This window comes from Dolichospermum sp. LEGE 00240 (assembly GCF_015207875.1).
GTDB lineage: Bacteria > Cyanobacteriota > Cyanobacteriia > Cyanobacteriales > Nostocaceae > Dolichospermum > Dolichospermum gracile.
Map to the genome: position 1 here is coordinate 1 of NZ_JADEVZ010000134.1, position 6,644 is coordinate 6,644.

At 41.0% G+C, this 6,644-nt stretch carries 8 protein-coding genes; 6 read left to right on the forward strand and 2 right to left on the reverse strand.

The genetic code is table 11. From position 1 onward, the window contains the following. Nucleotides 1–77: 77 nt before the first annotated feature. The 5 genes from IQ226_RS24145 (at nt 78) to IQ226_RS24165 (ending at nt 4,151) form a co-directional block, all read left to right on the forward strand. Complete coding sequence (locus tag IQ226_RS24145) at nt 78–674, forward strand: HEAT repeat domain-containing protein (RefSeq protein WP_193899619.1); 597 nt, start codon at nt 78–80, stop codon at nt 672–674. Nucleotides 675–714: 40 nt separating this feature from the next. Continuing rightward, the gene (locus tag IQ226_RS24150) at nt 715–1,551 is read left to right on the forward strand and encodes a phycobilisome rod-core linker polypeptide (protein ID WP_193899621.1); all 837 of its coding nucleotides are present in this window, start codon (nt 715–717) and stop codon (nt 1,549–1,551) included. 100 nt (nt 1,552–1,651) lie between these two features. Next, nucleotides 1,652–2,395: a phycobilisome rod-core linker polypeptide gene (locus IQ226_RS24155; protein ID WP_193899623.1), complete on the forward strand. Its 744-nt coding sequence runs from the start codon at nt 1,652–1,654 to the stop codon at nt 2,393–2,395. 140 nt (nt 2,396–2,535) lie between these two features. Further along, on the forward strand, nt 2,536–3,264 hold the full coding sequence (locus tag IQ226_RS24160; RefSeq protein ID WP_193899627.1) for a phycobilisome rod-core linker polypeptide: 729 nt from the start codon (nt 2,536–2,538) through the stop codon (nt 3,262–3,264). 125 nt (nt 3,265–3,389) lie between these two features. Then, nucleotides 3,390–4,151, forward strand: coding sequence for a phycobilisome rod-core linker polypeptide (locus IQ226_RS24165; RefSeq protein ID WP_193899624.1), 762 nt, complete (start codon nt 3,390–3,392; stop codon nt 4,149–4,151). Between the two features lie 291 nt (nt 4,152–4,442). Here the strand turns inward: IQ226_RS24165 and IQ226_RS24170 are convergent, their stop codons facing one another. Further along, on the reverse strand, nt 4,443–4,781 hold the full coding sequence (locus tag IQ226_RS24170; protein WP_027402207.1) for a hypothetical protein: 339 nt from the start codon (nt 4,779–4,781) through the stop codon (nt 4,443–4,445). A 136-nt stretch (nt 4,782–4,917) separates the two neighbouring features. Then, nucleotides 4,918–5,412, reverse strand: coding sequence for a peptide-methionine (R)-S-oxide reductase MsrB (gene msrB, locus IQ226_RS24175; RefSeq protein WP_193899625.1), 495 nt, complete (start codon nt 5,410–5,412; stop codon nt 4,918–4,920). A 410-nt stretch (nt 5,413–5,822) separates the two neighbouring features. Here msrB and IQ226_RS24180 point away from each other — a divergent pair, with 410 nt between their 5' ends. Further along, nucleotides 5,823–6,596, forward strand: coding sequence for a class II glutamine amidotransferase (locus IQ226_RS24180; RefSeq protein ID WP_193899626.1), 774 nt, complete (start codon nt 5,823–5,825; stop codon nt 6,594–6,596). Nucleotides 6,597–6,644: the final 48 nt, after the last annotated feature.

Consider the following 6,644-nt stretch of genomic DNA (forward strand, 5'->3'; position numbering starts at 1 on the left):
GCCCATAGGTGGGTTTCCCCGCCCATAGGTGGGTTTCCCCGCCCATAGGTGGGTTTCTTGCTACTGACAACAGAAAAATGGATGAACTAATTCGGGCTGTCACCGTAGCAGAAACACCTGACCAAATGGTGACAGCAGTTAAAAATCTGGCAGCAGCCAAAGATCCATTGGCAATTCCTACCTTAATTGCCGTCTTTGGTTATAACAATCCAGCAGCAGCCATAGTGGCGGCAGCCGGGTTGACGGAGTTGGGAGAAATAGCAGTACCACAATTGCTGGACCAAATTGATGATTATAACTATGGCGCACGGGCTTATTCGATTCGTACAATAGCGGCGATCGCAGATCCCCGTGCTTTGGATATTCTCATCTCCACTGCATTGACTGACTTTGCCCCTAGCGTCCGCCGTGCTGCTGCGAAGGGATTAGGAAACATACATTGGCAGAAATTAGCACCTAATGAAGCTGAAATAGCCATTAACCGCGCCCTAGAGACACTTCTGTTGATTTGCGAAGATGCAGATTGGTCAATTCGTTATGCTGCTATTGTTGGGTTACAAGCTTTAGCAAAAGTGGCTACAGTGCGATCATCTATTTCGGCTAAATTTCAATTAATGCTGACCAACGATACTGAAAAAGCCGTTCGCGCTCGCATTCAGTTAGCCTTGGCTTAGTAAACTGATTTATATACCATATAACAAGGTAAAAGTAAAGATGTCAATACCACTACTAGAATACGCGCCCAAGTCGCAAAACCAACGAGTAGAAGGTTATGAAGTTCCTAACGAGGACACCCCAACTATTTATCGCTTAGATCGAGCTACATCAGACCAAGATATTGATAGCATCATCTGGGCTGCATATCGCCAAATTTTCAGCGAACATTTGATTTTAGCCAGCTATAAGCAAACCGCTTTAGAATCACAACTGCGAAATCGGGCGATTACCCTCCGTGATTTTATCCGAGGTTTAGGCAAATCAGAGGTTTACCGTACCCAAATAGCAGATACAAATTCTAACTACCGCCTAGTTGACATCACCTTAAAACGGTTCTTAGGTCGGGCTGCTTACAACCAAGACGAAGAAATTGCTTGGTCAATCGTGATTGCTACCAAAGGGTTACATGGTTTCATAGATGCTCTATTAGAATCAGACGAGTATTTAGACAACTTTGGTGATGATGTAGTCCCTTACCAACGTCGTCGTTTTGGCTCACGCCCCTTTAACCTCGCTAACCCTCGTTATGGTACTGACTGGCGTGATACTCAAAACCTGCGTGGTTTGGCTGGTCGTTCCTACTACAACATCCGCACATCAGGACAACTGACCACAGCAGATATCCGTCGGGCAATTCCTGCCAACTTCTTCATCATCGCTGGGTCTATTATTACCAACGAAGTTAACTACCAACGCAGTTTGGCCACAGCCCAATCTTACGTTAGTAATACCGCAATACCTGACACTAGCAGAGATCATCAAGAACAACCCACAGTTAAACCTGTGGCAGTTTCCTTACCTTATCGTTACATTCCGGCGATCGCTAAAAATTAGTCATTAGTCATTAGTCATTGGTAATTGGTAATTGGGAAACACTTATTCCCTATTCCCTATTCCCTATTCCCTATTCCCTGTTCCCTAACAACTAACAAAAATGACAATACCTTTACTAGAATACAAACCCAGTTCTCAAAACCAGCGTGTTTCTGGTTATGAAGTTCCCAACGAAGATACACCCAAAATTTACCGCATCGAAGACTATGGCTTTGGTGGAGAAGTAGAAGAATTAATCTGGGCTGCTTATCGGCAACTTTTCAGTGAACACGTCATTCTCAAATTTTACCGCCCAGTTAATTTAGAATCCCAAGTCAAAAACAAAGCTATCACCGTCCGTGATTTTATTCGGGGTTTAGCAAAGTCTGAAGCTTTCCAAAGTTTAGTAATTCAGAGTAACTCCAACTACAGATTAGTAGAAATTGGACTAAAACGGTTATTAGGTCGCGCACCTTATAACAAAGAGGAAGAAATCACTTGGTCAATTGTGATTGCTACCAAAGGTTGGGGCGGTTTTGTGGATGCTTTACTAGATTCTGAAGAATATCAAAGCAACTTTGGGGAAAATATCGTTCCTTACCAAAGACGACGTTATAAGGATAGACCCTTTAACTTAGTAACACCACGATACAGCGACTACTGGCGCGACCAAATCGAAGATGCTCGTTACAAATGGGGCGACATTAAAAACTTTTTGGATATGGCAAATTCCATTAAGATTAAAACAGTGACTCCCACACCAGTTAGCACTGCCAATATCCAAATTCCTAACACTACCAGGGAAACAAAATCAACAGGTATTCCTGTTTCTATTAGTCCTAGTGCTAGTTTTCCCGTGCGCTAAATAGTTTTTTAACTAGCTGGGAAATTTCGGTGATAAAAGTGACAAAGTTTGCATTTTTTTCAGGATTTTAATTTTAGTTATTTCGCTAAGTATTACGACATTTTAAGATGCCAACTTTACCAAAAGGCAGGTTCTTTAAAATGGCAATTCCTTTACTTGAATACAAACCTACAACTCAAAACCAAAGAGTAAACAGTTTCGGTACGGCTGATATTAACGAAGACAATCCTTATATCTACCGAATTGAAAATGCTAATTCTTCCGGCGAAATTGAACAACTAATTTGGGCTGCTTATCGCCAAATCTTTAACGAACAGGAGATTCTCAAATTTAACCGTCAAATTACCCTAGAAACCCAACTCAAAAATAGGTCAATTACGGTTAAAGACTTCATTCGTGGTTTGGTGAAATCAGAGCGATTTTATCAGCTAGTTGTGACACCGAATAACAACTATCGGTTGGTAGAAATGGTTCTGAAAAGAATCTTGGGTCGTTCTCCCTATAATGAGCAAGAGAAAATTGCTTGGTCAATTCAAATTGCTACTTTAGGTTGGGGAAAATTTGTGGATGTTCTGATTGATAGTAGCGAGTATGAACAAGCCTTTGGTGAGTATACCGTACCCTATCAACGTAAACGAATGACCACAGACCGCCCCATCAGCTTTACTCCTCGCTATGGTGCTGATTATCGTGACCGGGCAGGTATTGCCCAAAAATGGCCGTATATTCGTCAATGGCGTGGAGGTTTTTACCCAGGCTCTGGGCAAAATGTTGATTTGGGGGCATTGTCTGCTGTATTACTGGTAATAACCGCAGGCATCACTTTCTTGTTGATTCTCAATTGGTTAGGAATTAGTGATATCTACTAACCTTTTAAGGGGAAAATAAGATCGAGAGGAAATAGGGAATCAGCAATAGGGTAAAACTATTCCCTGTTCCCTGTTCCCTGATTCATTATCTTTGTTTAATTTGATAATAAAAGGAGAAAAATAATATGGCATTGCCATTACTTCAATACAATCCAAGTAGTCAAAATCACCGAGTGGCCAGCTTTGGTGTTGCTGACCAAAATGAAGATACACCTTATATCTATCGCATTGAAGATGTTAGTTCTTACACTGACATGACAAATATCATTTGGGCTGCTTATCGCCAAGTTTTCAGTGAACATGAAATTCTCAAGTTTAACCGTCAAGTGACTTTAGAATCTCAGTTAAAAAATGGTTCTTTGTCAGTTCGTGATTTTATTCGCGGTTTAGCTAAATCTGAAGCTTTCTATCGTTTGGTTGTTTCTGTTAACAACAACTACCGTTTGGTAGATATCACCCTCAAGCGCTTGTTGGGTCGTTGTGCTTACAATAAAAAGGAAGAAATTGCTTGGTCAATTGTGATTTGTAACAAGGGCTTTGGCGGTTTCGTTGATGCTTTATTAGACAGCGAAGAGTATACCCAAAACTTTGGTGATAATACCGTACCTTACCAACGCAAGCGGTTTGTAGATCGTCCTTTTAACTTGGTAACTCCTCGTTACGGTGCGGACTTCCAAGAAACAGCCGGTACAGTCAAAACCGACTGGCGCTTTACTTTGGAGAATTTCTATACTGCTAAAGCTAAAGCCAAGCGTTTGAAAGCAGGTGATCCTGGCAACTTTGAAGCTATGGCGGCTTCTGTCTCTGATAAAGGTAACTATGCTCAAAAGCTATCTTCTTTTGATATTGATTACCTGAATGCTGTTCCTTATCGTGGTAAACGCTAACGCCGCTAGGCGTTCGTCAAAAGTCAAAAGTCAAAAGTCAAAACGAAGACCGTATAGGCTTTTGGGCGATTTGTAAACCCCAACCCCCTCCAGTATCAAAAGCTTATCCTTTTCTTCCCCCCGCAGCGGGGGGAATGAGAGGGGTGCAATGAGGGGCTAGGATGTACCTTATATGATTGGAAACCGCTGTAAGTTTACCGAAAAATTTTTAATTTATAGGGTGCGTTAGGAAGATAATTCTTGACGCACTCTTAATTTTTTGTGCTGTTGCTGATGGTTTTGTAAAATTTCTTATAACTCAATTAACTTAAAGCCCCAAATTTTCAAAACGGCGATCGCTATTTCTGGATCTATACCATCATAGGCTTCCCATTCAGACTGTGGATCTTTAGGATGCCCTTCACCTACGTGACCTGCAATTTTAATGATGGGAATATTCACTAAGTAATCACGTTCCATGCCTTTAGGAAGAGCTAATTTAATTCTGCGACCCACAAACTTTGATGCGCTCGATTCAGCTACAGATTCCCGAACTAAACAAATATCACCAGCAGTTCCCCAAGTAGTTTGGTAAATGTGGAGAAACGATATATAACTTTCTGGTTTGATGGATCTTTTGAGAACTTGCATTATCTAATCCTTATCCTTGTTTTCGACAATTTTATCTAAACTCTACCTGCTATATTCCAATTTCCTGCTTTTGACAGAATAAAACAAGGGGTTTGCACCCCTTGAGAGAGTTTAAAAAGTGAACCGTATTAGTGATCTACGCAGGTGTAAATTGCAAAGATACACCGTTCATGCAGTAACGGAGACCAGTTGGTTTTGGTCCATCATTAAAAACATGGCCTAAATGTCCACCACAATTACTACAATGGACTTCAGTTCGGGTCATGAAAAATGTTCTATCTGTAGTAGTAGCGATCGCTCCCTCTATGGGGTTAAAAAAGCTTGGCCAGCCAGTACCACTATTAAACTTCGTATCGGAAGTAAACAAAGGCTGTCCACACCCAGCGCAGACATAAGTACCAGGTTCATATTGCTTATCCAGAGGACTGCTATGGGAGGGTTCTGTACCATGTTTCCGCAACACCCGAAACTGTTCTGGTGTGAGAATACTCTTCCACTCTTCCTCTGTTTTTGTCACTGCAAACTCTGTATTAGAAAGTGCCATAGATTCTGAACTCCAATTGATATAATGGGAAAAAAAGGCTGTACCGACTAATAGGGTACTAATTTGTAAAAAATGGCGTTTGTCCATAATCTATTATTTGCTATTTTTCTCTTCCTGAGCCAACTCCACACGATTGATAAATTCTCTGGCGAGAAATTGATGAAAATCACCGAAACACATCTTGCTCCTCTGAGAAGAATATGTGATAATTCTAAAATAAATTTAAATATACGGTATCTCTATCGGATTGTCGGTGTTTATGCAGGAGGTATATTCATCTATGATGTTGCTGAGTAAAAGTATGATTTTATTATGCCTACGGCACGCTGCGCGAACACGCAGAGGCGCTCCAGGCGCGGAGAGTAAGAGTTTCATTTTTTTGATTTTTCAATTTCATACCTCAATTCAGCAACGCCGCTAATTAAATGTACAAACTGCACCTATCACATCAAAATTAATCAGTTATTCTGGAGTTGATCTTTACAACGACAAAACTAATGTGCCAACTATTAGGAATGAATTGCAACGTACCCACAGATATTTGCTTTTCCTTTGAAGGTTTTTCTGCCAGAGGAGGAAAAACAGATGAACATAGTGATGGTTGGGGAATTGCTTTTTTTGAAGGTAAAGGATGTCGGATTTTTTTAGACGCTGAAGCTTCTATCGCGTCACCCATTGCCGATTTTATCCGTCGTTATCCCATTCATTCTACTCATGTGATAGCCCATATTCGCAAAGCCACTCAAGGTAAAATAGCCTTAGAAAACTGTCATCCTTTCCGTCGGGAACTTTGGGGTAGATATTGGGTATTTGCTCATAATGGTAATTTACCAGATTTTAACCCAGAAAATCATGGGACTTTTCAACCTGTGGGCGCTACCGACAGCGAAAAAGCATTTTGCTTAATTCTCAACACATTGCGATCGCATTTTCCCCAAGGACAACCACCATTAAGGGAACTCTACCAGACATTACATGAAGTTACCAAAGAAATAGCGGTTTTTGGATGTTTCAACTATATATTATCAAATGGTCAGCATTTTTTCACCTATTGCTCAACCAAACTTTGCTACATTATTAGACAAGCCCCCTTTGCGGCGGCGCATTTAATTGATGAAGAGATGACTGTAGATTTTAGCGAATTAACCACACCAAGCGATCGCGTTGCTGTCATTGTCACCACACCCCTAACCGATAACGAAGTTTGGACACAAATTCAACCGGGTGAACTCCTCATATTTCAGGATGGATTACCTCTAAAATTTGCCTGATTTTTGACAAAAAACAGACATCCGCCCTAAGAACCCCACCCCCAACCC

Excerpts from the sequence above, each read along its gene's own strand:
- IQ226_RS24145 (WP_193899619.1), top strand. The coding sequence starts at position 78 with ATGGATGAACTAATTCGGGCTGTCACCGTAGCAGAAACACCTGACCAA.
- IQ226_RS24150 (WP_193899621.1), top strand. The coding sequence starts at position 715 with ATGTCAATACCACTACTAGAATACGCGCCCAAGTCGCAAAACCAACGA.
- IQ226_RS24155 (WP_193899623.1), top strand. The coding sequence starts at position 1,652 with ATGACAATACCTTTACTAGAATACAAACCCAGTTCTCAAAACCAGCGT.
- IQ226_RS24160 (WP_193899627.1), top strand. The coding sequence starts at position 2,536 with ATGGCAATTCCTTTACTTGAATACAAACCTACAACTCAAAACCAAAGA.
- IQ226_RS24165 (WP_193899624.1), top strand. The coding sequence starts at position 3,390 with ATGGCATTGCCATTACTTCAATACAATCCAAGTAGTCAAAATCACCGA.
- IQ226_RS24170 (WP_027402207.1), bottom strand. The coding sequence starts at position 4,781 with ATGCAAGTTCTCAAAAGATCCATCAAACCAGAAAGTTATATATCGTTT.
- msrB (WP_193899625.1), bottom strand. The coding sequence starts at position 5,412 with ATGGACAAACGCCATTTTTTACAAATTAGTACCCTATTAGTCGGTACA.
- IQ226_RS24180 (WP_193899626.1), top strand. The coding sequence starts at position 5,823 with ATGTGCCAACTATTAGGAATGAATTGCAACGTACCCACAGATATTTGC.